Annotated in this window: 20 protein-coding genes and 1 pseudogene; 7 read left to right on the top strand and 14 right to left on the bottom strand. The window is 53.2% G+C overall.

All coding sequences use genetic code 11. The annotated features are described in order from the left end of the window. Window position 1 precedes the first annotated feature (1 nt). From TURPA_RS09490 to TURPA_RS09460, 7 genes are all read right to left on the bottom strand, one after another. Window positions 2-7519 carry a TolB-like translocation protein gene (locus tag TURPA_RS09490; protein WP_014803083.1) on the bottom strand — a complete coding sequence of 2506 codons (7518 nt, stop codon included), beginning with the start codon at window positions 7517-7519 and terminating at the stop codon, window positions 2-4. 18 nt (window positions 7520-7537) lie between these two features. Then, window positions 7538-8263, bottom strand: coding sequence for a hypothetical protein (locus TURPA_RS09485; RefSeq protein WP_014803082.1), 726 nt, complete (start codon window positions 8261-8263; stop codon window positions 7538-7540). Then, the gene (locus TURPA_RS09480) at window positions 8260-9039 is read right to left on the bottom strand and encodes a ParA family protein (RefSeq protein WP_014803081.1); all 780 of its coding nucleotides are present in this window, start codon (window positions 9037-9039) and stop codon (window positions 8260-8262) included. The genes TURPA_RS09485 and TURPA_RS09480 overlap by 4 nt, the downstream gene beginning before the upstream one ends. Window positions 9040-9094: 55 nt before the next feature. Further along, window positions 9095-9742 (bottom strand): fructose-6-phosphate aldolase, encoded by a 648-nt coding sequence (fsa, locus tag TURPA_RS09475; RefSeq protein WP_014803080.1) that lies wholly within the window; start codon window positions 9740-9742, stop codon window positions 9095-9097. An 87-nt stretch (window positions 9743-9829) separates the two neighbouring features. Next, window positions 9830-10015 carry a hypothetical protein gene (locus TURPA_RS09470; RefSeq protein WP_041948438.1) on the bottom strand — a complete coding sequence of 62 codons (186 nt, stop codon included), beginning with the start codon at window positions 10013-10015 and terminating at the stop codon, window positions 9830-9832. Window positions 10016-10291: 276 nt separating this feature from the next. After that, entirely contained in the window at window positions 10292-10966 is a 675-nt protein-coding gene (locus tag TURPA_RS09465; protein ID WP_014803078.1) for a response regulator, read from the bottom strand. After that, complete coding sequence (locus tag TURPA_RS09460; protein ID WP_014803077.1) at window positions 10953-12617, bottom strand: sensor histidine kinase; 1665 nt, start codon at window positions 12615-12617, stop codon at window positions 10953-10955. The genes TURPA_RS09465 and TURPA_RS09460 overlap by 14 nt, the downstream gene beginning before the upstream one ends. Window positions 12618-12813: 196 nt before the next feature. Between TURPA_RS09460 and TURPA_RS09450 the strand changes: the two are divergent. Further along, window positions 12814-14080: pseudogene (locus TURPA_RS09450) on the top strand (IS3 family transposase). Here TURPA_RS09450 and TURPA_RS09445 read toward each other — a convergent pair. From TURPA_RS09445 to TURPA_RS09435, 3 genes are all read right to left on the bottom strand, one after another. Next, on the bottom strand, window positions 14064-15449 hold the full coding sequence (locus TURPA_RS09445) for an outer membrane beta-barrel protein (protein ID WP_014803076.1): 1386 nt from the start codon (window positions 15447-15449) through the stop codon (window positions 14064-14066). The pseudogene TURPA_RS09450 and the gene TURPA_RS09445 sit on opposite strands and share 17 nt — an antisense overlap. 294 nt (window positions 15450-15743) lie before the next feature. Continuing rightward, window positions 15744-16013, bottom strand: a complete 270-nt coding sequence (locus tag TURPA_RS09440; RefSeq protein ID WP_014803075.1) for a CDGSH iron-sulfur domain-containing protein — start codon at window positions 16011-16013, stop codon at window positions 15744-15746. A gap of 30 nt (window positions 16014-16043) precedes the next feature. Beyond that, window positions 16044-18542 carry a hybrid sensor histidine kinase/response regulator gene (locus tag TURPA_RS09435; protein WP_014803074.1) on the bottom strand — a complete coding sequence of 833 codons (2499 nt, stop codon included), beginning with the start codon at window positions 18540-18542 and terminating at the stop codon, window positions 16044-16046. A gap of 319 nt (window positions 18543-18861) precedes the next feature. Here TURPA_RS09435 and TURPA_RS09430 point away from each other — a divergent pair, with 319 nt between their 5' ends. The 4 genes from TURPA_RS09430 (at window position 18862) to TURPA_RS09415 (ending at window position 21236) form a co-directional block, all read left to right on the top strand. After that, the gene (locus TURPA_RS09430) at window positions 18862-19215 is read left to right on the top strand and encodes a VOC family protein (RefSeq protein WP_014803073.1); all 354 of its coding nucleotides are present in this window, start codon (window positions 18862-18864) and stop codon (window positions 19213-19215) included. Window positions 19216-19285: 70 nt separating this feature from the next. Then, a complete protein-coding gene (locus TURPA_RS09425; RefSeq protein ID WP_014803072.1) occupies window positions 19286-19666 on the top strand; it encodes a hypothetical protein in 381 nt (126 codons plus the stop codon). After that, window positions 19663-20163 (top strand): hypothetical protein, encoded by a 501-nt coding sequence (locus TURPA_RS09420; RefSeq protein WP_014803071.1) that lies wholly within the window; start codon window positions 19663-19665, stop codon window positions 20161-20163. Before TURPA_RS09425 ends, TURPA_RS09420 begins: the two co-directional genes overlap by 4 nt. Beyond that, window positions 20160-21236 (top strand): 6-hydroxymethylpterin diphosphokinase MptE-like protein, encoded by a 1077-nt coding sequence (locus TURPA_RS09415; RefSeq protein ID WP_014803070.1) that lies wholly within the window; start codon window positions 20160-20162, stop codon window positions 21234-21236. The genes TURPA_RS09420 and TURPA_RS09415 overlap by 4 nt, the downstream gene beginning before the upstream one ends. Here TURPA_RS09415 and TURPA_RS21695 read toward each other — a convergent pair. From TURPA_RS21695 to TURPA_RS24140, 3 genes are all read right to left on the bottom strand, one after another. After that, window positions 21217-21978: a TetR/AcrR family transcriptional regulator gene (locus tag TURPA_RS21695; protein WP_014803069.1), complete on the bottom strand. Its 762-nt coding sequence runs from the start codon at window positions 21976-21978 to the stop codon at window positions 21217-21219. The two genes, TURPA_RS09415 and TURPA_RS21695, sit on opposite strands and share 20 nt — an antisense overlap. A gap of 132 nt (window positions 21979-22110) precedes the next feature. Next, window positions 22111-22371: a 50S ribosomal protein L27 gene (gene rpmA / locus TURPA_RS09405; RefSeq protein WP_014803068.1), complete on the bottom strand. Its 261-nt coding sequence runs from the start codon at window positions 22369-22371 to the stop codon at window positions 22111-22113. 69 nt (window positions 22372-22440) lie between these two features. Next, window positions 22441-22566 (bottom strand): hypothetical protein, encoded by a 126-nt coding sequence (locus TURPA_RS24140; RefSeq protein ID WP_281054965.1) that lies wholly within the window; start codon window positions 22564-22566, stop codon window positions 22441-22443. Window positions 22567-22717: 151 nt separating this feature from the next. Between TURPA_RS24140 and TURPA_RS09400 the strand changes: the two genes are divergently transcribed. Next, window positions 22718-23338 (top strand): hypothetical protein, encoded by a 621-nt coding sequence (locus TURPA_RS09400; protein ID WP_014803066.1) that lies wholly within the window; start codon window positions 22718-22720, stop codon window positions 23336-23338. Further along, window positions 23328-23708, top strand: coding sequence for a hypothetical protein (locus TURPA_RS09395; RefSeq protein ID WP_014803065.1), 381 nt, complete (start codon window positions 23328-23330; stop codon window positions 23706-23708). The genes TURPA_RS09400 and TURPA_RS09395 overlap by 11 nt, the downstream gene beginning before the upstream one ends. Here TURPA_RS09395 and TURPA_RS09390 read toward each other — a convergent pair. Next, window positions 23674-24420 (bottom strand): lysophospholipid acyltransferase family protein, encoded by a 747-nt coding sequence (locus TURPA_RS09390; protein ID WP_014803064.1) that lies wholly within the window; start codon window positions 24418-24420, stop codon window positions 23674-23676. The two genes, TURPA_RS09395 and TURPA_RS09390, sit on opposite strands and share 35 nt — an antisense overlap. Between the last annotated feature and the right edge of the window lie 68 nt (window positions 24421-24488).

The following is a 24488-nucleotide window of genomic DNA, read 5'->3' as shown; positions in this document are numbered from 1 at the left end:
TCTAGTTCCGGTACAGAAAATACAGCGGTCTTGTCGAGGCTTGCTTGCCTTTTTGAGATTTCAGGGCTGATTCATATGCCGCCTCGACGCCCTGGCCCCTGTCAGCCATATTTTCGACCATCGTTAGCGCAAAGATGGCGAAATTATTATACGATTCGCCGTTGGCGCAAACGAGGTGATAGCCATCGGGTTTAAGTTGGCCAAATGCATCGAGAGCAACCGGCTGTGTATAGATATGCAGGTCGCCGGGAGCTCCGTCGAAGGGAGGCTTGATCTGCACGGTGATACGGCTCTTGCCTTTATTCTTACCTCCCCAACGTGCCTGCAGCGCCGAATGCAGCGTCGCGGGCGCCGGTGCGGCGATTTTTACAGCGGGCTTCTCGGTGGCGGGCGCCTTCAGGTCAGCGCGGGCATCGACAAGTATCGCCTCGCGCGGTGGGTTAATCTTGCGCTGCAAGAACAGATTCCGTTGCGGTAGATGCACCAGGTACCGCCTGCCCGACTTGAGTTTCGCCACGGTCTTTTCATCGAATGAATCTATCTTATCGATTCGAATTTCAGAACCTACCTGATGCCACAAATAATATTCGTCGGTAAACAGCTCTGTATAACCGAAAGCTCCGTCTGGTAGCTTTTCTGTACCTGTCACTCCATGGTGCGCCAACAGCAGTTTTAGCGCCTCGGCATTCTTCTTCTTCACGATCGCCGACTTGATAAGCAACGCGCAGTTGTCGTTTTTGCAGTCGGCCTCTGCAGACAGATTTACGTTTTCTTTCGCATAAAAGGCCAGATCGGCTTCAACGCGGCGGTCTGCTTCGAATGAAGAATCTTGCACGTTTGCATTTTTGGCGAGAGCGCCTGAAACGCTCAGGTTATATAAATGCAGAAGGTTTTCTGCCGAAACAACTCCCGAAGTACGCGTCTCGAGCGGCGTCAGCGACTCGGCCACGTCAGATTTGCCTGCCCGGAGCTTTTCGAGCAGACTCAGAATTCTGTAAAACCTTGCCGCCTGCAGATTAGCCGCTTTGGGTAGCGCCTTCTCACCGTATTCAGCAAGCAGCTGCGTTATCGCTTCACTGTCTTCATTGTTCAGTTTGCGCATCGCCAGCACCCTGAGCAGCGCATACGCCAGCAGGTGCTCTGAATTGTTCAGCTTCTGCGCGACGAGCACACGCCGCGCGTAGAACACAGCGTCAGCAGCGTAACCACTTTGCAAGAGCGAAAGTGCATGGTTAAAGTCGAGATCTTCGGGCCTGACATTGATGCGCGTGTCGGGCGCTGCGCCAGCAAAGAAAGCGCGTATGCGCGCACGGTCAGCCTGTTCACCCGCGTCTGCCCGGGAATTGTTGAGGCATGAATTCAGAATCAGCCTGAACTCGAGCGCATCGGTAGCTGCGAGGCAGATTTCATTTCTAAGCTCTGCATCTTTTAGAGATGCGGATATAGTGCGCAACGAATCTTCGTTGGGTCTTGCAGTACGGGGTTGCCACGGCAGCACCCGGGTCAGCGGCTCAAGATTGCCCGTATTGAAAGCGGTCAGCTGCGAGACGCCGCGAAATTCAGGTGCATTTTTCAGCACGCTCGCGGTGGTTTCGCCATCGGCCCCCAGAAAACGAATGAGCTCACTTTCCATGCCTGCCCGCATCAGAATACGGGCATATGCCCTGCGGTCGCTGAGCGGTGATTTCGCGTTGATGCGCACCTGCGCGATATGCTTATTCGCTGCGTCGTATTCATGCTGAATCAGCAGAAGCTCGGCGGCCGTCAGGCGCAGGTCGATGTCGTCAGGTCGCAGAGAAAGTGCGTCTTCGGCGTAACTGATTGCTTCTTCGTATTCGCGCAGCGCACGGGCTGCGCCGATTTTCTTCACGTATAATCGCTTTTGCTCAAGCGACGCGATGTCGCGCTCGCGCTCGTCTGAAGCTTCAATATTGCCGGTGACCAAAGTACCGCGGGCAGTTTCGCCTTTTGCCAGAAAGGTCTCAATCACCGGCTGAGCCTGTTTGCGCGAGGTGCGCGTGTGTAAGACTCTGCCCGCACCCATTGCCGAAAAGTAAAGGTCTGCAGCCGTTGCGTACAAGAATTCATCAGCGACTGAAAGTTTATCCCGCGATTGCATCGAAGCAATGGCAAAATTGGGGTTTCCCTTAAGCGCAAAGAGGCCGGCTGGATTCAGCAAGGCATTGTCGATGACGATTGTCTTGCGTGCCAGCTCTGCTTCATAATCGACGACATTCTTATGGATTGTATATTTTTCAACTTCTGCGCTCGTATAAACCCGTTTTTGTGCAAGGCTGACCTTGTAGTCGACTTCGTTGCCGCCGCCTAGACTAAAGAACGAAGCGTTTCGGTTTATCTGCAGCAGGTTGCGTCGCGCAGGGTCGGTATTGCGGCGAAAATTGACTGCCGAAATGATCGTTGTTTGCAGCGAAAGAGATGCCAGTTTCTCGCTTTTGAGCGCGGCATTCAAGATTTGAGGCGATAAGATGAGCACACGCGGCTTGCGTGCAGCGACGAATTTCTCGAGTTCTTCTGTCAAATCGGCATCTTTTTCAGGTATCGTCTGTTCATAGCGCACAGAAGATCCTTTCTTGGTTGCGTCAGATTTTGCGTACAGAAAGATAAGGTCTTCGCGCGGCTTCATCACATACACGAGCCCCTGGGCTGCCAGCACCTGCATTTCTGGCTGAGAAAAACCTGATGAAAAAAATGTCTCGTAACGATAGTCGAGCCGGTCTCGTTGCAGCAAGATGCTGCGCAATCGTGCTGCATCCGCATCGAGTTTTGCCAGTTGCTTTTCGGGAATCTGCACCGCCTGGCGGGCGAGCCGCGCCGCTTTGATCTGCGCTGAAAGCATCGTGCGTTTCTGCTCGATAATCAGCAGTTCATTGAAGCGCTCGTCTTTCGCGCCCAGAAATCTCAGGTCGTCAAAATAGAGCGGCAGAGCAAGCGCCTGCCGTTTGGCGTCTTCGAGTTGCAGGGCTTCTGCAAAGTTTTTCTGTAGCAGCGCCCGCTCGATCAGAATACTGACCAGCCTGTCAAACAGGTCAGTATTCGGGCGCAAGAATCCGGGATTTTCCCTGAAATACGTTACGAGCTGGCGGTAGGGGGCAAGATTGACTTTATCGGCCAGCCCCGCTTCTTCTTGCACCCGAAAGGCCCGGTAGAGCGCAATGGCGTATTCGAGCTGTGCTCTGAATTCCTGGCTGCGTTCTTGAATTTCTTTGAACTCGACTGCCGATTCATTGAAGAGCGACATGTCTTGCAGAATTTTCGCGCGGTTCATGGCGAGCTTCATGCGCAGCGAATTGTTCTTCAGATCAGGTTCGAAATCAGGCAGAACCTCTTCAAAGGCTTCGCGCGAATAGCCGCGAAAGTATTTGAGTGCAGCTGTGTGGCGATTATAAGATTCTTGTTTGCGCGCCAAAAAGGCATCGAACGTCTCTTCGCGATCGACGAGTCTCTCGGCAAAATCGCTCATGTCTGAATCATGCGCAGCATACAAACCTTTGAAGAACAGCAGCGGCTGCAGGTCTGACGCAACAGCCTCTTTAATCTTCTTGATATCGGCTTCGGTCAGGTCTGGGCGATTGGGGTCGTCTTTTTCTTTAACCACCTTGCGGGCAGCTTTAATGCGCTCTGCCGCAACCGCGTTTTCATACTCTTCAATTTCGCGAATGTACGACCTGACTGTTTTAACTTTTTCGGCAACTGGCTGCTCGCGCGTTTCTATGCGTCTGAGCTTGCAGAGTTCGATATTCTTTCTGAAGGTCAGCGCAGCGGCGCTATTGCCATTCTTTTCGGCCTGTTTGAGCGCAGCGCCATAGAGTTGCTCTGCGGTATCCCAGCTGCGCAATGAAAACTCGAGCTCTGCACGGCGACTGACTGCCGAGCTCAGCGTTTCAGCACCGTGCTTGGTATTGTCTTTTTCAGCATATTCAACCAATTTGGCCAGCGAGTTCGAGGCTTCTTGCAGCAGCCCTTTGCTGCGGTATATTTCTGCCCTGATCGAGTAGAGCAATTGGTAGCGGTTCACAGTTGGCAGCTCGAACGCCAGATGGTTCTCGCCAATATAGACGCTGTCGTACGGCAGCTTGTAGATGAAACCGACCAGCCAGGTCCACGGCTCGTAGACCCAAAACCACTTGATACGAATTTTGAATTTCGGTATGGCGATTTCTTTTTCTTTGCCGAGCGCAGCCTCTGCACTCTGGGTTGCCTGCAATGAAGCGGTCAGATCACCTTGCGCAAGGTGCAGGCGCGCGAGCTCAAGATGCGACATCGAAACCGGTGATTCTGCGCCGACGGCTGCCCGCTCAGCGATTATCGTCTGGTGGTACTGAATCGCGGCGCCAATATTCTGCGAATATTCGGCATTGAGGGCAAAAGTCTTGTAGGCAGTCTCTCGGCGGCCCTGGTTAAGCCTCTGGGCTTCGGCCGCAATGCCCGAAAGCGGGTACCGGGAATTCAGATTGTTTTCGACGTACCTCAGGTAACGCGAAGCCGACTCGTACTTGCCGGTAAAATAGAGCGTTCGACCCAGGTGATAAAAGAACATCATCTCCTGTTCGGGGTTCTCAAACTGATAATCAGGATTTCCCTTTTTATTCAGTATGGCCGTGTAATGCTCTTCGGCCTGACTGTAGTTGTTCAGCAAGAAGTAATTATTGGCAATATTGAGGTGAAAACTATTGCGAATGCGCGGCGAACCGCTGCCGGCGAAAAGCGAAAGCGTCTTCTGGTATAATCGAATATTTTTTTCGAACAGATAATCGGGAAAGTAGGCGCGGTAGAGTGATTCAAAAACCTCACGATCGCGCTTGCCCGACCCGATGTCGAGCACCAGCTCACGCTTTTCGTCGATGAACTGGTACATCCAACCGAGCATGATGTAGGCGTCGGCGAAACGTGCATTCGTGAAGAAACACCAGTTCATGTCAATTTCCGCTTTGCGAAAGTATTCAAATACCTGTTTTTTCTCTGACCGGCCGAGGCCGTCGCGCTCCGCATCGAGATGAAGCTGAATACCAAGCTGCGAACGCAAGAACCCGCGGCCAAAGATGAATTCGGTGACCAGATAGCGCCGGGCGGTATCAATACGCGAATCGTAAAACTTCAGTACATCTTCGAGCAGGTCTTCGTCGTCCCGCGCAACACGCAGCGCAATCTGGTCGAGATTCAACGCGAAGTCGAGCAGCTCGCCGCGCGCGAGTTCTTTGGTCATGCGGTTCGCGTGCGCCGAAAGGTAGAGATCAAGTAGTGCTTCATATTCACTCACTGCCGCCCGGTATTCACCAGCAGCGCGGTGCTGTTCGGCCCGTTCTTTATAATATATTGAAATCTTTTCAACAATGTCGCGCACGTTTTCGGGCGGTTCTTCATCGCGGTACGCAGTAATTGCTTCAGAATATGTTTTTACAGAGGCATCAAGACCTGCGCGCACACCCGCGTTTTCAGCTGTCACGACAGAAGCATAGAAATGGTAGAGCGAACCTGCAGGCACGAGTTGACGCGCTCGGTTTGCAGCGGCATCAGATTCATCGTAAAGTTCGTTTGCGGCATCGTCGCGCGCGGTTGACAGTGCGAAGAGCGCATGCAATTTCTTATGATTCTTCTCGGGAAACGCCAGCAGATATTGCTTCTGCGCCTTCTCGTTGCCGAGCGTGTACTGGCGGTCGAAGAAGGTCAGCAAAAAACGCTCGCTTTCGCGGCGTATGTGCGGCCTTACCGCGGGCGGCGCGGTTTTGGCGGGTAGTTCATATTTCTCGAGCAACTTCAGGTCTGGGGTTTCTGCCACAAGATAGACGAGTTCTGGCGCAGGCAGCGTCGACGAGTCGAGCTTGCCCGTTTCTAGAAGCAGCTCGTCGAGCGCCAGGTATGCCGGGTTTTCGCGCATGACCTTGCGCAATGTTTCGCGGGCCTGCGGTGTCTTGCCCTGGCGCAGATAAAAGAGAGTCTGCTCGTGCCGAATAAAAGATAATACTGCAAGATACTCGACATTGTCATCCTGGTCGCGGTAAAACTGCCAGATCTTCTTGTTGCGCAAGATCTCTTCGAAATAGACTTCGGGCTGTGCGAGCGAGGCCAAAGGCTCGAGAGCCAGCACTCCTTTTAGATCAGCGTAATCGGGACTCATGACCGCAAGGTCGTTCAGCAAACGATAGATCGCAACCTCTCCGGGTTCAGACGTTGCGATATATTCGCGCAAATCTTTTGCGGCAGTGGGGTCACATTGCGTGCGGCGCATGCTGCTGATTGCATCGTAAACCACGACATCCGGCGAATTTTCATACGCGGCGGGCAGTTGCTGCAAACCCATACAGGTGCGCGCTTTGTTCTTGCTACGCTTTGCTACGTCAGCGAGATATTTTTGCTGCTGCCTGACATCGGGTTTCGCCGGTATTGCCCCCGTGAGCGGCATAAACCCGACATTGACATCCTCGCCTTTAAGCTGCGCGAGAATCACGCTGCCGCCCACGAAGCCGCTCACGCGCGAATCGAACACGTGATCGCTCGGCGACGTCAGCGGAATAAAATCGTCGCTGTCGAGCGGAGAATCTTCATCGGGATAAATCTTGATAATCTGCCCCGCATCTTTGCGATCAACCTGCCCGTCACCGTTGGTATCTGCGGCAATGCGCGTGAGAACAAAACCTTGTCCGTCGGGCAAATAGGTCGGGTAAAAATCAAGTGTTTGCCCTGAAGTGATGCGGCGTGTTTTGCCTGTCGCGAGCTCGAGCTCGTAAACTGCGCCGAATGAGTTTTCGTCTTCATAAGAGATGTAGACAATTTTGGTACCGTCGGGTGAAAACGCCGGCATCACGCCGCCTTTGGTAGTGACCTGCCGTTTCTGCTCGGGATTATCCACAGGCATTACCCAGATATTTTGAATCGCACCGGCGCCGGCGCCAAGGTCGTCTGCCTCTTTTGCCACAAGGTCAGAACTGTACGCGATGAAATTTCCATCGGCCGACCATACTGGGTTTGCGTCGCGCGCGCGAATGCGGTTCTTTTCGCTGTTTGTCAGGTTAACCGCGCGTGCGGCAAACCATTCGTCATCGGGCTGGCGACGTTCGCGAAAAAGTTCAATCAGCTTTTTAGGATTTACCTTGAGCAAGATTATATCGCCGTCGGGGTCAAGCTCGTCGTCAACATACACGAGATATTTGCCGTTAGGGCTTATCGAAGGTTCGCGCTGGTTCGTGACTGTCGAGACTACGGGAATCGAAAATACATCTTCAAGGTCTCTGAGGTATATGTCATAATTGCCCGAGGTATTCGAAGCAAAGTAAAGGTAACGCTGGTCTGCAGTGATGCTGCCGCTGTACGATTCGCCGCGCTCGATCGTAATCGGTATAATACCACCGTTACCCCGCTTATATTTATCCTGATATAAATTTTCGTAGCTGAACTTAGCATCGTCGCGCACGGGTGTCGAACCACAGTGCGCCGAAAGCACGATGGCTGCAAAACCAACAACGAGCCTTGTGGCGAACGCCTTTGCTGAAACAGCCGACATTACCCCGCGAGCAACCATCTATTGAATGCGAAACTCTTGCGTTGCAACTATTTCACCGTTTGGGGCCAGCACGTGAATGCGAAACCTGCCGGCATGGTCGAAATTCTCTTTTTGAAACTGCGCGGTGAAATAGCGCCAACTTGCCTTAACGCTACCTTCAATTTGCGAGACCGTTTCTTCTTTCATCATGTTGCTCGAATCGGCATAGACTTCGGTCAGGCGGGTAATAATTTTATCTTGCCCCAGACGCCCGCCGCTCGAAAACAACAGGTAAATAGTCTTATTTTTCGGAAACACGAGATTGACCGTGTTAAGGTTGCGCGCGGTGCTCTCTTCAAGCGCCGTATTCGCCAGGTAGATGGTGGGGCGATTACCAGGCGAAAAAATGGCCCAATAGAGCAGCGTTGCGATGAGGACGCCCAAAACGCCGAACACCACGAATTTTCGCCAACGGGGCGGTTCTTCGTCGTCTGCGAAAGCGGCCGGCTGGCTCGGCCCCGCAGTGAGTCTTTTCAGTCGGCTTTCCATAGCTGCCATAGTTTTTTTTTCTTCTTTTTGCTCCGGCAAGCCCTTTTTATCTTCTTTCTTGTCGTCGCGCTCTGTCTGGTTTGCCGCCGCATCTTCGGCCGCCCTCGCGTTTTTCATGTCGCTGACGAAATCGCCGAGCTCTGAGGCCTCTTCAGCCTTTTGGCTGAGGTTGTCGGCAATCGCCTTTCTGAAAATGTCTTTGCGGTTCTTTTTCACGCGGCAGCACCTGCGAAGATCGCTTCTAATTCGGCGGCGAGCTGCTCATACGCTGCCGCTACCTTATTTTGCGGGGCATATTCGAAGATATCTTTGCGCAGCAGGTGCGCCTCTTCAACAGCAACCGACCGGGGTATTGTGGATTTCAAAATCGGCAGAATTTTTTCAACTTCAGGAATCATCGCCTGTGAAAGTGTCGTGCGGCCATCGTGCAGTGTAAGGCAGCCGCCCGCAATCTTGATATGGGCATTGTACCGCTTGTTGACCGTCGTCACTGCATCGCGAATGTTCTGAATACCGTCGATAGAGAACTTTGAAATCTGCAACGGCACCAGCAAAAAGTCAGCAGCGACCATTGCATTGATTGTGAGCACCGACAACGATGGCGGGCAGTCGAGAAGAATATAGTCGAATTCGTGCCTCAGCGACTGCAGCGCGTCGTTCAATCTGAAAAACCCGTCAAGAGCGCCGGTCAGCTGCGATTCGACTTCAACCAGGTGCAAATTCGAGGGAATCACAAAAAGATTTGCGAGCGCCGTCGTGTGCAGCACTGAACTCGTCGGCTTGTCTTTCTGAAAGAGCGCATAGACGGAATCTGCAGGTTGAATTTCATGGGTGCCGAGCAAGATCGAGGTTGCGTTTCGCTGTGAATCAAGATCAATGAGCAGAATTTTCTTGCCCGAATGCCGCCGGGCAAACGAATGCGCGAGCGCAAGTGCAGTGGTCGTCTTTGCCACCCCGCCTTTCTGGTTCGTTATAGAAAGTACTACCGCCATGGAACACTATTCACCGCGCGTTGGCTTGCTGAGCAAGCCAACGCGCGGCTCGTTATTAATCCCAATTAAATTTTTTCGCGTCGGCGAGAAACTTTTCAAGACCGCTGTCAGTCAGCGGATGTTTGACGAGCTGCCCGAACACGCTGAACGGAATCGTCGCGACATGGGCACCGATGAGCGCCGCCTGCTTCAGGTGAATGGGGTGGCGAATGCTCGCAACCAGAATCTTCGTCGCAAAATCATAGTTATCATAAACTGTCTTGATTTCGTCGATGAGTTCCATGCCATCTTGGCTGATGTCGTCGAGGCGGCCCACGAAGGGCGAGATGTAGGTCGCGCCGGCCTTTGCGGCGAGCAACGCCTGGTTCGTCGAAAAGCAGAGCGTCACATTTGTCTTAATGCCTTCGGCTGAAAATACTTTCACGGCTTTGAGGCCCTCGGCGATCAGAGGCACCTTCACGACCACGTTCTTGGCGAGTTTCGCGAGTTCACGGCCTTCTTTGAGAATAGCATCTTTTTCGGTCGCGACAACCTCTGCCGAAACGGGCCCGTCAACTATGGCGCAAATTTCTTTGACAACTGCCTTGAAGGGTTTGCCTGTCTTCGCTATCAGCGAAGGGTTAGTCGTGACACCGTCGAGAATGCCCAGTTCGTGGGCGGCTTTGATTTCGGCAACGTCGGCCGTATCGATGAAAAATTCCATGGGTATGACTACCCGAATCGTTGACCTCGTCAAGAATTTGCCAGAAGTGAAAGGCCAGGGCCTTTCACTTCTGGCGATGCACTGTTGTTACTTGGCGCACTTATACGCTGTGCCGGTCGCTGCGTATGAGCGGCCGAGCTTCTGGTGGTTCTGTGAAGTCAGCTCAATGTAGACCTTTTGGGCCCCCATTTTTTCCGCTTCGTCGATTACACCCTGCCATGCGACATCGCGTGAGTGGCGGTTGAACATGTCGCCCACCTGAATACGTGCCATTTGCTCACAGCCAGCGGGCTTATCTGCGGTCGTCAAGACCTCGACTGCGCCCAGCGCCGTTGAAGCGGCCAGAGCCAGTGATATTACAATTTTTGATGGTTTCAAGTTATCCTCCTTTGACCACGGATGGTCTTGGAGTCGGCCCGCATGGACGCGGTTTCATGCCGACTCCGTTATTCTCTCTAACGGGTAATAACGGCAATTCTGGCCAAAGCGGCTTCGGGGTGAGCGCGCAGTTAACTCAGTATTACTACGGAGTTTAATCCAAGAAACCTGTCAGGACTCTATTTCATCGACCGACACGATGCCCTGCTTCACGGCGAAAGCAACCAACTCTTGCACATTCTGCAGGTCGAGTTTACGCATCAGGTTTGAGCGGTGCGATTCGACGGTGCGCACACTGATGTCGAGTTCGTCGCCGATATCGCGGTTTGACTTGCCGAGCGCCGCAAGGCGCAGAATTTCGCGCTCGCGGCGGGTGAGAATTTCAGAGGCGAGGTCGCCCTTGTCGCTCTTTTCTTTCGCCAGACTCTCGGTAATGCGGGGCGAATAGCTTTTGCCCCCCTTGAGCACGGTCTGAATCGCAAATTGCAGCTGGTCGTAGATATCTTCTTTCAAAACGAAACCGTCGACGCCGAGCGCCATCGCCTTTTCGAATATCTGCGCATCTTTATGCATCGATAGAATGAGGATTTTTATTTCAGGGCGTAGTTTGCGTATTTCGCGAATTGCATCGAGGCCGTTCAGCTTCGGCATCGAGAGGTCGCAGATAATCAGGTCAGCCTCACGCTGTTTCACAGTGTCGACGAGTTTCTGCCCGTTATCACATTCTGCTATAATATTGTACCTGCCATCTTCTTCGAGCAAACGCCGCAGCCCCTGCAAAATAATCGGGTGGTCGTCCGCTGTAATAATGCGAAAAATTTCGCCGCTCTTTTCAGTCGATGGCAAGTCGCACCTCTGTTCCGTTACCGGGCCGCGAGGTCACGGTCAAGCGCCCGGGAATAATTGCTGCCCGCTCTTGCAAAATCTGCATGCCCTGCCCCTGCTTTACGCTGTTGGCGTCGAAACCGCGACCGTCGTCACGCACGACAAGGCACATGGCACCTGCTTCTTTTTTAAACTGCACCCAGATATTCTTGGCCTGCGAATGTTTGACCGCGTTTTGAATCGCCTCTTGCGCAATGCGGTAAATCTGCATAGTGGCAGTTTCTGAAAAACGGTAATCACCGTCATCTATTTCAGCATTTACCGCTGCCCATGGCATTTGCTCACCTTTTTCGACATGACCCTGCCGCCCTTCAGACCTTGCGTCATAAAATGTGACCAGCTTTCTAAGCGCCTGCGCAATATCAAGATGCCTCAACGCGAACGGCGACAGCAGATTTGAGATATTGCGTGTCTGGTTGATCACATCGTTGAAGTTCTGCAGCACCTGCTGCTTGAGGTCTGCGTTCGCATCGGATGCCTGGCAGAGCTGCTGCACCTGTAGCTTCATGCCCACGAGCGTCGAACCCAGGCCGTCGTGCAGGTCGCGCGAAATTTCTTCGCGCTCCAGATCTTGAATTTCGAGAAGACGGCGAGAGAGATCGCGTATCGTAAATTCAGCCTGCTTTTCACGCGACAGGTCTTGTATCGTCAGCGTGCACCATTCACCCTCACCGTACTCCTGCTTGCTTGCGGATATCCTCACAGGAACAGTCGTGCCATCTCTGCGAAGGCCCTCTGCTTCGTTCAGGTTGAGGCCACCGGGCTCTGTGCTGCGCATGAATTCAGTAATTTTCTTGTTGGCCTTCGCTTCGGGCGGCAGCAACACACTCACGTGACGGCCCTGCAGCTCTTTCGGCGACCAAAGAAACATTGCATTGCAGGCCGGGTTAGCGAGGCGAATGCTGCCCGCGCTGTCGAGAATCACCAATGCGTCGTGCGCCGTCTCGACAATCGTTGCATTCAAGAGTTCTTTTTCGCGAATGCGCGCAATAATCGGGTTTGTCAGTCGGATAATCGCCCACGCGGCAACGATCAGCAAAATTGCTGCAAAGAGCGCAGATGTTGCACCCGATATAAGGTAGGGTTTTTGCAACCCCCAAAGATCGACGTCGACTACCATGCCAATCTTTAGGGGCTCAATATAGGTATACGCGGCAAGTATGCCCTCGCCGTGCAGGCCGACAAAAAATCCGGTTCCCGACTCACCCGACGCGGCGCGGCGCACATGTTCGGGCAAAAAATTCTCATGCGGAATTATAACGTTCTGGTTCTTGTTGCGCCCGAAGTAGCGCAAAAAAATCTCTGTACCTCGCTCGGTATTGCGCACAAACTGAATCTCTTGCGCGGTTTCAAAATCGACGCGATCGGCAAACGCGTCAAATAGCTGGCTCAGCGTTGCGGCGGTCGCTTTGTCTTGCTGTTTGAAAGTACCGCGGTCAAATCTCGCAACCGCCTCAATCAGCGAGGCAAGACTGCGCACCTGCGCATAGAGCAGCTGCTTTTTTTCATGCAGCCCGGCTTCGTATTGCCGGTAGGTGGAAAAACCACCGATGAGCGACGCCACAATTACCAGAATCGAAACGACGTACCGCAGGCGCTGGCTTTCAGACACAGGTTTGGCTATCTGACCGAGATTGAGGGTAAACCGAATTTACCGCCTACGCTTCGCGTATGCGGTAAATTCGACAAAAAAAAGGGCCTTGCGGCCCTTTTGGTGAACTTGCCGGCGATGCCGGTAGTTTCACATTGTAGCGACCCCCTAAATCACCGGACACCTTATCCTGCTCCTAAGACATAGGAGTAGTGATATGAATAATGATAGTACTAAGGCTAAGGTAGAGTTAGTCACAACCGTCCAGCGGCGGCGCAGATGGTCGGTCGCGGAGAAACTGGAGATTCTGGTAGAGGCCGAACAGCCCGGTATGAGCATGTCGTATGTGGCCCGAAAACATGGAATCGCAGCGACGCAGATTTTCAAATGGAAAAAGCTGAAAGAGGCTGGCGCTCTGACGGCTGTTGGCAGCGAAGAGGAAGTATTGCCCGTATCGCAGGTCAGGCAGCTCCAAGAGCGCATCCGTCGGCTGGAGAGCATTTTGGGTCGTAAGACGGAAGAAGTTGAAATCCTCAAGGAAGCCGTGCGTATTGGACGCGAAAAAAAACTGATCTCGCACAAGCCATTGCGCGGCATCGAGGGTTTCGAGTGAATCAGGTAGCGGATGTATTGCGCGTATCTCGATCCAACCTCTATGAAAGCTTGAAATCCTCACGACGCGGAAATAAAACCGACCAGACGGTAGATGAACGAGTACTGCCGGAAATCCGACGCATCTGTGATGAAAGACCGACTTACGGGTATAGACGCGTGACAGCAATGCTCAACAAAACCCTTGAAAAACAAGGCTTTTCACGCGTGAATAAGAAGCGCGTCTACCGATTGATGAAGGTGCACCAGTTGCTGCTGCAAAAAGTTGCAAGCCGTCGCACCCTTGTGCATGATGGCAGAATCATCACGGCGAAAAGTGACGTGCGCTGGTGCATGGATATATTTGGCGTGCTTACCTGGGATGGCACTCACGTCTGGGTGGCGTTTGTTCTGGATTGCCACGATCGGCAAGTCATCAATCACTTTAGCAGCACCGTCGGCATCGACGGTCTGAACATTCGCGACATGCTGCTCGGTGCAGTCGAAGAGCGCTTTGGCAAGGCTGAATGCCCACACACCATTCAACTGCTCAGTGATAATGGCCCACAATTCACGAGCCGTGAAACGGTTCATTTTGCATCTTCCATCGGCTTTCAAGTCTGCACGACGCCTGCCTATAGCCCTGAAAGCAACGGTATGGCCGAAGCATTTGTGAAAACATTCAAGCGCGATTACGTTTACATAAATCGCCTTGAATCCGCGTGGAAAGTAATGCCGCAGATTTCAGACTGGATGCATGACTACAACCATCATGCGCCCCATAAAGGCTTGAAGATGCGTTCGCCGGTTGAATACAGGAACCTAATGGCAGCAGGTTAAGCTGTCCGGTTTTCGGGGGTCACTGCACACATCTGCTTAGTAAACGCCTGTGAAAGCGATCAGAGCAGTGATGTTATCCTTCTTTTTCTCGCCAGCGAGGCCGAATACTTCGAGGTTCGCTTCGTCATATTTCACTTCTGGGCGAATTAAGAAATGACCGCCGTACATGGAAAATGTTCCAGTAAGTGTATGACCCATGACCTTCGCGCCGCTGGTGTTTACAGCGCCTGAGCCTAAACCAGTATTGGAAGTGTACCCGAAAAGACCGCGGCTACGCTGTCTGTCGTCAAGATAGTCAAAGCGGTAGCTTAGTGTAAACCCATCGACCGGGGTGACGCTCAGATAACCTGCTGCACCGCCCCATGTTTGGGCCGCTGTATCAGTATTTATCTTGTTCTGCCCGTAAACGAAGTTGGCGCCTACCTTGATCATCTTGGTGACTTGGTACTGCACAACAAGGTCTCCGACGTGGCGCATACCACCAACGTTTGTGTAACCTACAGTAGTTGATGGAAACGTAGTGCTATCGCTGGTGCGGGTCTCATTGCCGCCAGCGTAGTTCAAGAAGATCGATAGCGCTGAAGTAGGCTTGAGTGAAATCTGGCCGATCACAGTCTTGTCTTTGTTGTTATCTGCCTGAAGGTCCCAGCCGTTCACAACACCTGCCATTACACCAACTTTGCCGTCGAGCAGGGAATAGTCGAGTTTTGCGCCAGTGTGGTAGAATGGCCCAAACCCAAATAGGTAACCGAGCATGTAGTTGGCGTTCTGGTATGACTCAACGACTTCGTAGCCGATGTGCGTACCGAACTGACCGACAGTCAACTTCAGGTCTTTTACGAGCGTTGCAGCAACGTAAGCCTGCTTGATCGCGGTTGAGGTTGTCGACGAAGCCGAACCAGTCGTGTTTCCACGGAGGTTGTTGAAGTTCGTCAACTCGGCGTTGGGTCCATGAATCAGGTCAGCTACAACTTGAAAGTCTTCGTTGCCCGCTTCAAACTTTGTCTGAATCAGACCGAGTGAAAACTGATTACCCGGTGTTTCGAAGATACGTCCGTTTGTTGCTCCGCCCGCACCGATATCTGCGCCGTCAAAACCATTTGGATGGTTGGTCGCGCGAAAATCATTCTGGCCGCGTGTATGGTGCGCATAATACGCATCAACATAACCCCCGAGCTTCAGAGTGATCTCTTTGCCGTCAGCTGGACCTTTCACTTTTTTAACGAAAAAGCCTTCCATAGGTGCTGGGGCTTCTTCGGCTGCCGCTGCAGGGGCTGCTGTTACCGCCGGTGCCGCGGGGGCTGCCGGTGCTGCTACCGCGGGCGCTGCTGGCTTCGCGGGTGCTTTTTTCTTTGCCTGTGCGCTGAGCGACAGGTTGAAGATAGCTAAAGTTGCCAAAATGGCTGAAATTTTCAATTTCATTGTTAACTCCTTTTAGTTAGAGAATTTGGTTCTCTTAACGGCCTCTTAGCAAAGTCTGTGCCAAAGTATAGAGAGGGAGGTACCGAAAAATGGGAAAAACAACCTATGGAATCACCGCTTTAGTTTTGAGATGTCGGCAGGCTCGTGGGCGCGGAAGATCCTACTACCAAAAAAGGTAGAGATTACGGCGGCCAATATCGAATACTGGCAGCCGTCTTGCCCTCAATATTAAGGAGTGAACGCGATAGAAATCAGCAAGCTCGGTCGCACGTACCGAGTGCTTTTCGGAGCTGTCTACAGGTTCTCGTGCGAATCGTCGCAATAGGGCGGGGTCTTGGTCTGCTTGCAGAGGCAAAATTTTACCTTTTCGGCCTTTTCAGATTTCACTCTCACGGGTTTGTATTTGCCCTGCGTCATGGCATCGACCAACGAATAGTTTACCTCTTGATGCGTGCCGTCGCAAAACGGCTGCGTCTTCGAGTGGCCGCAGGCGCACCAGAAATAGTTTTTCCCAGGTTCGAGTTCAACCTCGACGAACGTATTGCCTGCGGGTTTACCTTTCATGCCGCGAACTTACTGCCGTGGAGCAGCGTGTCAAGCGTTGCCGCTGCGGCCTTTTGACCACTTGACTAAAGCCGCCTGCAGATTCTGCGGGCTGAAGGGTTTCGTGAGAAAGTCGTCGATACCCGCTGCGAAACATTTATGGCGATTTTCTGCCGACGAATCGGCGGTCAGCGCGACGATGGCGACACGGTCGCCATCGGTAAGGGCCCGAATGCGTTCGGTTGCCTCGATGCCCGACATTTCGGGCATTTGCACATCCATAAAGATGAGATCGAATATCTTGTTCTCGGCGAGAGCCACCGCCTCTCTGCCATTTTCGGCCAGGCTGATCTCGTACCCCAGCGAGCGCAGCGTTTCGGTGATCACGACCTGGTTGACGGCATCGTCTTCAACGGCGAGAATGCGCAGCGGGTACCGGGCAGCGAATTCTGCCCCCGCAGCAGAGTCTGTCGGTGCGTCATTTTCTTTGGCCACCGCAGCACCAGGCACCTGCGCTTCGAAACTGAAAGAAAAACAACTGCCTTTGCCTTCGACGCTGGTAAGCCGCATCTTGCCGCCGAGCGCTTCGACGATACGCGAGCTGATCACGAGCCCAAGGCCGGTACCGCCATAGCGGCGCGAGATCGATTGATCTGCCTGCGAATAGGGTTTGAAAAGTTTTTTCTGGTCTTGCTCTGAAATGCCGATTCCCGTGTCTTCGACGGATATCTCAATTTCATAAGTTTCGCCTCTGTGCGCGAGCAGACCGCAGATCACGACGACAGAACCGCTCGGTGTGAACTTGACCGCGTTACTAATGAGGTTGATGATGACCTGTTTAAGTCGTCCCTGATCAGTGACTATGCGCTGCGGTAGTTCGGGCGGTAAAGGCGCGAGGGTGAGATCAAGCGATTTGTCTTTGATCAGGGTTCGGCCGAGCAATACAACCTCTTCGAGCGTTTCAGCGAGTGCAAATTCGGTTTTGTTGAGTCCCAGCTTGCCGGCGTCGATGAGCGAAAAATCGAGAATGTCGTTGATGACCGACATGAGGTTCGCGCTGCTGTCTTTGACAATATTCAGGTATTTGGTCTGTTCGGCGGTGAGGTTCATGTTGCCCAGAATATTCGAGACTCCGATAATGCCGTTGAGAGGAGTTCGCAGTTCATGGGTCATCATCGCGAAGAACGCCGCCTTCGCCTCGTTCGCTTCTTCTGCCACCTTAATCGCCTGCCGCAGCTCGGCGGTGCGCATATCAACCTGTACCTCGAGATTTTCTTTTAAGTTTTCTGTTTGTGAAAATGCTGCCGCCAAACGGCTCGAAAGCGCCACGGCATGCGTCAAAACCAGAGCAAAAACGCCGTATGGCGCGAGATAACCGAAGCCGATCAACAGTTGGTTGTATATGATGTCGTTGATGGTAACAGCTGCCAGCACGCCAAAACCGATGAAGATGGCGACGCTGCCAGGCCGGCGGCGACTGACGGCCCGCAATGCAACGATAAACGCATAGAGCAGACTGACGATGATTACAATTTGCGACGGCAATAGCGTGTGCGTAAAAATAGCCGGCGGCGAAAATACCACGGGCAGTGCTGTCAGCACAATACCCGTGAGCAGAATCTTGCGCATGAGGCGCGATGTCTCATCGACAAAAAGTTTCTCGAGGTACATGATGCCCGCGAAATTCGCTAACATGAAAGAAAGATACTCGATACGCAGCAGCAGCTCCCAGTTTGCATTGGGTACTAGAATCATCACGAGCCTGTCGCCCGTGACGAGGGTACGAAAGACTATCGCAATGCAGGTAATGGCAAACCAGGCGGGTGTGTAATCCTGGTTGCGAAAAGTATACAGACCGACGAAATATGCTGCAAGCAAGATCAATGCCCCGAGCAAGAACGCTTCAGTCAGTTGCCGTGAGCGGGTATAGGCCGTGAGCTGCGGTGCAAGGCCGAGCTCAAGCGGAATCGAAAAACCGCCGTTGCGGTGCTCGAAGTTGGCGATCTGTACAATAATTTCGGCTTCGCTTGTGGTCGTGAGCGGCAGCTTCGCTGTCAGTGGGCGATACTCAGGTTTGTAAGCGGCTTTCGTTGCAGCGACCATGCCGTTTGATGCAACCGATGTTCCATTCCAGAAAATGCGGTACGCCGTCTGCTGGTAGCGGCAACGCAACGCCAGCAGCTCATCGTGCAGAAAATTTTTTCCCGGCAGCATGATTTTCAGCCGGTAAGTCGCGAAGCCTGAGCCCGAAAGCGTATCGTCGCCCAGCTTGAGGCCATTCCAGCGGCCCGGTATGCGCACCAAAGCAGAAGGTTGCGGCTTCTGCGCGGTCTGAAAATCTGTCGGGTCGAGTAGCTGGCTCCAGTAGAACTCCCAGTCTCCTTTGATTTCGAGTATTCCGTCACGTTCGAAATCCCACGGGGTTTGTTGCGGCTGGGATCTCTCACGCAGGTCGAGCACACCCAGGTGTGCTTCGATAGGTGCACGGCGTTTGTCGCCGCAGGCTGTCAGAAAACCAACGCAGCTGAGCGCCAGCAGCAATTTCGACATGAGAGCGCGCGTTTTCAGACAGGGGTACGGCGAGCGGGTAAATGAGTGCGTAAAGCTAGTTTTAATCGTCGACTGTTTACCCGATCGAACGGGCTGAAATCGGGCTGCGCGCCAGGTCGCAAAACGCCGAAATTCATGAAAAGTTCCGCGATTTTCGCGGCGAAAATCGCTCTATGAACGGGCTTGGGCCCGCTTTTCCTGAATTTCGCCGCTTTGCCAGCACGCTGAAGTTTCAATTGCGGCGACCTGCCGCGCAGCCCCAGACTGGGTTTTAAAATATGCTTGATGACCTGTTTTTCCCGTGTTTTTTGCCAAGCACATGGTCATCATCGAAACGCTCAGTCATATCAACATACCGGCAAAGAATTTGCAGAAGGCGGTTGAGTTTTATACGCAGTTTCTCGACTTCGAAGTCGTCGAAGAGAGCGCAAACTTTGCGGTCGTTTCGTTCGATAACCTGCAGCTACGGCTCGATACGACACTCGAACCCTATGCAAAAGTGCCCGTACTCTCATTTTTGCTCGACGTCGACGATTTCACAGAAGCACTGCAAGAAGTCGAACAGAACGAGGTTGCAATTGCCAAAGGCCCATTCGAGGTTGAAGGCGGCGAAAGCGTTCACGTGGTCGACCCAAACGGCAACCTGGTAGAACTGTATTACCGCGAAGACTGATCTTTTTCACGCATTCGTTGCAGCCACCCACTGGCTGGGCCTGATACTTTATATCGGGTCTTTCGCCTTTTTGCTGATCATCGTTCACCCGGTTTACGAAAAATACCGGCAATACACCTACATCGATAACTTTCGCGCAGAAATAATCTCCAACTACTGGAAGCTCTTGAACGGCACTTTTCTGCTGATCGTCGTCAGTGGCGCGGCGCTTGCGGGCCTGAGGGGCCGGTCGCCCGTCGCAGGCCTCTATGGCCTGGCGTTCTCAGCGAAGCTGGCATTGTGGTTGGTGCAGCTATACCTGTCGCAGCAATACCTGCGACCCTTCATTGCCGAAAACAATGTACCGGGCCGCGACGCGATGGGCCTGCCGCAAATCGCCCCACCGATGTGGCTACCGCTCGGCCTTTTGTTCTTGATCTTCGTTCTGGGTTTCAGCCTCAAGTACCTGTGAAGCAATCGGCTCTCGCTTTTTTACTTTTTTGCGCCAGTTTCGCCGAATGCAGAAAAGAAACGAATATTTTTTCTTTTTGCCGCGATTTTACCGCAGACGGCTGCACTGAAGTTTTCACCGATAAGGCTTCATTCAACCTGGCGAAGACGATTCAGAACAAAACACTCAGAGAGTTTTATAACTCCGTCTATTTTCGCGGTGACCGCCTTGCATTTGAGCTCAAGAACGCCGACTCACGCAAAGCTGTGGATTTCGATTGTCTTCACGGCAGGTACTCTTTCGGCGAATCTGCGGCCGAACGTTTTGAGCTCGAATATATCGAGCTGCGTGATAAAAACGTCTATGGCCTCGTAATGCTCGGGAGCATGATCGAAAAGCTGGTCGGCCCCAAGAGAGGCCAGCGGTTTCAGCCGCTGCCCGCATTTCAAGTCACGTATGAAATTTTCTGCGGCAAAGACCCGCTCGTGAAGCGCTCTATATTGGTTGAAATCAAATGAGCCTAAGCCCGTTCAGCGCATTCGAGGCTGTTGTCTCTGCAGAACGGCAGCAGATTCGTTTTGCCGAACAGACGATTACATTCTACACAGCGCGTTCGGGCGAGCGTGACCTTAGGCACTTTCGCGAACAACTTGCTGCCGTTTCACCGAGCATGATACCCCTGCTGGTGGCGCCCTACTCAACTTCACTCGCTCCGCTTCTGAAAGACGCAAGGCGTTTTGTATGGCTCGCACCCGTTTGCTTTTCAAAAAATCTACCCGGTGACGCAAGGCTCATTTGTTCCGATGCAAATTTGCAAGAGTTTATCAACAGTGTTGAAACCGACGACAATTTTGAAATTGTTATACCGCCCCAATGGCAGGGATTTCAGGCCGCCGTGCGCACCGTCACCGTCGAAATTCTGAGGCAGGCGGCTGCGCGTCTGAAAACTCTGCGGCATTTCGGCAGATTATGGCCAATCAACTTCACCGCGAATGCCCCGTCTGCGCGTCGCTGGCGAGATATCCGCACGTTAGCGGCTGGCGGCGCCCCCGATGCAATCGTCATGGCAGGCCCGACTCTCGACCAAAGCCTGCGCGAATTGCAATCAAAACAAAATATTTGGGCCGCAGATACTGCGCTGCCCGTTCTCAGCGCGCACGGTATCGAAGCCCGCGCCGTTTTTTCAGCCGACGCGGGTTTTGCCAGCCGTGAGCACTTCGTCGGCGTAAATACCACAAAAGCGACACTTGTGTGCGATATGCTGGTGAACCCAGGTGTTGCAAGACTGCCGTTTGCCGCAATCTGCACGTACGCCAGCTCGCACCCTTTGGTTCAGCAATTCTGTCTGGTTGAAAGGCCCGATCTGACAGCAATCACAAATGCCGAAGGCAATGTCGGCTCGCTGATGCTAGCGATACACCAAGACCTCTTTGGTGAGCTGCCAGTTTCGATTTATGGCTATGACCGCGGGCACAGGCGGCGCGTCACGCATGCCCGGGGCACCGCGTATTTCAGGCGTGTCTACGGCAGACAAACGCGCATCGCGAACATCGAAACCTATATGTTACGCCTCAGCCGGCGGTATTCTTAACTTCGCGGTGAATTTCAATCGCCGGCGTCGCGAGCTGCTTCGCGAGCTCACGCGCCAGCTGGTCGATTTCAGCGGGTAAAGTCGACTTGATTTTGGGATCGACCGCGTAAGAGGCAATAAAGTTCTTCAGCAAAAATTGCAGCAGGTCTTCTTGCGAAACATTTTTGTAGAGGTCATGGTAGATTGAACTGTCTTCGTAAGTCTCGCGGTGCATGTAATAGAATGCAACCTGTGAAATGAGACTCCACACTGCTAAGGTAGGGTTGCTGCAGCGCAGCTCGCCCGCGGCGATGCCCCGCTCAATCACCGCGGTCATCGCGACAATGCGCGGCACAAGATATTTCTGTGCGACGCGCTTGAGATTATTCTGCCCGGCCGCTAGCTCCCACGCAAGAATGCAGCGAAACGAATCGCTGCGCGGGTCGCCGTGTTTCGCGAGAATTACTTTCAGAAAAACATGCACGTGCTGTACCGAGTTGAGCGGGGCAGTCATCAGTTCTTTGACAAGATTTTCCGTTTCGCCCAGCGAGCCGTAAAGTGTGTCGAGCACAGCGGCGTAGAGTGTTTCTTTATCGTGAAAGTAATAGTGCAGCATCGCCTTATTGACCTTCGCGGCCTTGGCGATGTTCTCAGTGCGCGCACCTGCAAAACCATGTTCAGCGAACGCGTCGATAGCCGCGAGCAGAATGGCCTCGCGTGTCTTGGCTTCTGGCAGGCGCGTTTTCTTGGTACGGGTGGGCATATCGACCTACAATCTCAATATACAGCAGGTTTGAAATCCTACCAAAAAAAATTAACCAAATGGTTAATTTACTTGATTAGCAAAATAAAAAAGGCCCCGAAGGGCCTCTGTTGAAGCTACGGCTATTCGGTATCAGCCAGCGACCGGATAAACCGAAATTTTCTGGCGGTGCTTGTCGACGCGCTCGAACTTCACGACACCCGGCACGGTTGTGAAAAGCGAGTCGTCTTTCGCGCGCAGCACGTTCGTGCCTGGGTGAAAGACGGTGCCACGCTGGCGTACGATGATTGAACCAGCCTTAACAAACTGGCCGCCCGAAGCCTTAAGGCCGAGTCGTTGTGAATTGGAATCGCGGCCGTTCTTCGATGAACCGCCACCTTTCTTGTGTGCCATGTGTCAGTCTCTCAGATCGAAATGGGGTGTAAAGGCCAAACGGGTTTCTGGCCCAGAAACCTCTTGGGATTAAGCCGTTACGTCAATTTTTGCAACTGTAGCCTGTTGCAGAGCCTTCTGGGCGATCGTCGCCTTGAGCATCTTTTCGGTAAAGCGCAGCTGCAATTGCATCAGATCAGCCGGTAATTCGACCATTTGGGACTGTAGCAAGATGTCTCCACCTATCCTCATACTAAAGGGTTCGGCGAAAAGCCGAGAGGGCTAAAGCACTTTTTCTCGAAAAGTGAAACAGTTTGCTATTTGAGGAAACTGCTAGACGGCGGCCCTGAAAACGCCTGAATCAGCCATGAACCGTAACCGGGCAATATGGGAAATTCGCAACGAAAAGAACAAGGCAAGTGTGCGCTGGGTGCTGGTTTTTGCCATCGGCGGATATCTCACGTACTTGCTTGAGACCGGCAAGGCCGCTGCCGTTGGCAGCGCCCCAATCTTCAACGGTACCTACATCATGAGCGTGCTCGCGTTCGCGATAGCTTTCAACGCCCTTGTCGCACTCCAGGTGCACCGCGCTGCGGCGCGCGAAAGCATTGGCCGCTGGGTGAAATACGCAACGATGGCCTGCGACTTTCTGCTCGTGGCGCTCGTGCTGATACCCACCGGCGGCAGCCAAAGCCTGCTATACCCGCTGAACTACGTCATCATTGTCTCCAACGCGCTGCGGTATGGCATGAGCGTCGCTATCGCGGGCACCATCATCATGAATATTTTTTACCTCGCGCTGCTCGCGTACCAATATTACCCGCAGACCGAAATTCCGGGTTTTCACCAAGAGGTGCTGAAGATTGCGGGCTTCTGGCTTGTCGGCGTCTATACCGGTTACCTGTCGCGACGCTACGAAGTGTTGCGAGGCGAAGTCGAACGATATCAAGAACTGCTCGCAGGCGCACTCAAGAAAAATGCAGCCTGAAGAAAAACCCAAACCTGAGAGCCAGGTCGAATACGAGGCGCGTGTCGAACGCAGCCTCAGACGCGGCAACATCAACTTTGACTTTTTGAATCCTGTTCAGCTGCGCGACGAGGTACCTGCGGTCGAAACCGACCGTCGCACCGGCGCGCGTGCCGGCAAACGCGGTCTATTTAACCGTGGCAGAAAGCAGCGTGTGTTGTCAGATTGGTTCACTGTGTTGTGGCTTGCGGCTGCCGCCGGCAGTGTCATCGGTTTTGTTTTGGTCTGGAAATCTTCACATTTTCTCGCGCTGCTCGCAGTTCCCTTCTTGCTGAGCAGTGCGCTTGCGTCGCTGATTATGCTCGGTCTTTTTCTGGCGCGGCCACGATAGCGCCGCGCGCCTGAATTATTTCATTCGCGCGAAAGCAAAGACGATCGAGCTCTGCTTCAACCTCTTTGCTGCGCTCGGCGAGCGCGGCTTCGCTCAGATCTTTCGGGGGGTCAATCGGTGCGCCAATGACAAACGCGACGCGCGAGAACGGTAGCGGCAGCGAGAAGTCATCCCAATTGGCACCGACGACGCGGCGCGAGAAACTGGCGCCGATCGGCACAACCACGCTGCCCGCTTTGGCAGCCATGTAAATCACGCCGGGTTTCGCTTCATAGATCGGGCCATGCGGGCCATCGGGTGCGACGATCGCCGGCGTGCCACTCTGAATCTTCTTTATGAAATTGAGAACGCCGGCAGACTGTTTACCGAGCGAGGCATCAAGCACATCAAAACCGAGAGAGCGCAGCGTCTTTAGACCAATCTCCCGAAAGAAATGCGTGGCGCTGCGTTCGTACGCGTCGGTGCGCGGGTGGTCAGAATAAATGCAAAAGTGCCTGTGGTGAAGCGAAAAGACCGCCGCCGTCACAAATGTATGCCAGACTGCCACGATGTGGTTCTGTTTTGAGGCCACGAGAATGCGCAGATGGTCTTCGCCTTCGATTTCGAGGCGCAGCGTCGATTCGTAGATTGACACCAGAACCGACGCGAGCGCCGCAAGCAGGCTCGTGACGGCGCGGTAGAGCGTTCTTTTGACGGGGTTTGCGGGTAACATTTGCGGACTGCGCCCCTGATTCTGCCCATAACGGCAAACAGGGTGCGGGCCAGATTAAACTTGCTATT

The sequence above is a fragment of the Turneriella parva DSM 21527 genome (assembly GCF_000266885.1).
Taxonomy (GTDB): domain Bacteria; phylum Spirochaetota; class Leptospiria; order Turneriellales; family Turneriellaceae; genus Turneriella; species Turneriella parva.
This window is presented reverse-complemented; position numbering and strand designations above follow the sequence as displayed.

What these genes read in the sequence shown, in the direction of transcription:
- TURPA_RS09490 (WP_014803083.1), bottom strand. Translation starts at nt 7,519, where the DNA reads ATGTCGGCTGTTTCAGCAAAGGCGTTCGCCACAAGGCTCGTTGTTGGT.
- TURPA_RS09480 (WP_014803081.1), bottom strand. Translation starts at nt 9,039, where the DNA reads ATGGCGGTAGTACTTTCTATAACGAACCAGAAAGGCGGGGTGGCAAAG.
- fsa (WP_014803080.1), bottom strand. Translation starts at nt 9,742, where the DNA reads ATGGAATTTTTCATCGATACGGCCGACGTTGCCGAAATCAAAGCCGCC.
- TURPA_RS09470 (WP_041948438.1), bottom strand. Translation starts at nt 10,015, where the DNA reads ATGGCACGTATTCAGGTGGGCGACATGTTCAACCGCCACTCACGCGAT.
- TURPA_RS09445 (WP_014803076.1), bottom strand. Translation starts at nt 15,449, where the DNA reads ATGAAATTGAAAATTTCAGCCATTTTGGCAACTTTAGCTATCTTCAAC.
- TURPA_RS09440 (WP_014803075.1), bottom strand. Translation starts at nt 16,013, where the DNA reads ATGAAAGGTAAACCCGCAGGCAATACGTTCGTCGAGGTTGAACTCGAA.
- TURPA_RS09435 (WP_014803074.1), bottom strand. Translation starts at nt 18,542, where the DNA reads ATGTCGAAATTGCTGCTGGCGCTCAGCTGCGTTGGTTTTCTGACAGCC.
- TURPA_RS09430 (WP_014803073.1), top strand. Translation starts at nt 18,862, where the DNA reads ATGGTCATCATCGAAACGCTCAGTCATATCAACATACCGGCAAAGAAT.
- TURPA_RS09415 (WP_014803070.1), top strand. Translation starts at nt 20,160, where the DNA reads ATGAGCCTAAGCCCGTTCAGCGCATTCGAGGCTGTTGTCTCTGCAGAA.
- TURPA_RS21695 (WP_014803069.1), bottom strand. Translation starts at nt 21,978, where the DNA reads ATGCCCACCCGTACCAAGAAAACGCGCCTGCCAGAAGCCAAGACACGC.
- rpmA (WP_014803068.1), bottom strand. Translation starts at nt 22,371, where the DNA reads ATGGCACACAAGAAAGGTGGCGGTTCATCGAAGAACGGCCGCGATTCC.
- TURPA_RS24140 (WP_281054965.1), bottom strand. Translation starts at nt 22,566, where the DNA reads ATGGTCGAATTACCGGCTGATCTGATGCAATTGCAGCTGCGCTTTACC.
- TURPA_RS09400 (WP_014803066.1), top strand. Translation starts at nt 22,718, where the DNA reads ATGAACCGTAACCGGGCAATATGGGAAATTCGCAACGAAAAGAACAAG.
- TURPA_RS09395 (WP_014803065.1), top strand. Translation starts at nt 23,328, where the DNA reads ATGCAGCCTGAAGAAAAACCCAAACCTGAGAGCCAGGTCGAATACGAG.
- TURPA_RS09390 (WP_014803064.1), bottom strand. Translation starts at nt 24,420, where the DNA reads ATGTTACCCGCAAACCCCGTCAAAAGAACGCTCTACCGCGCCGTCACG.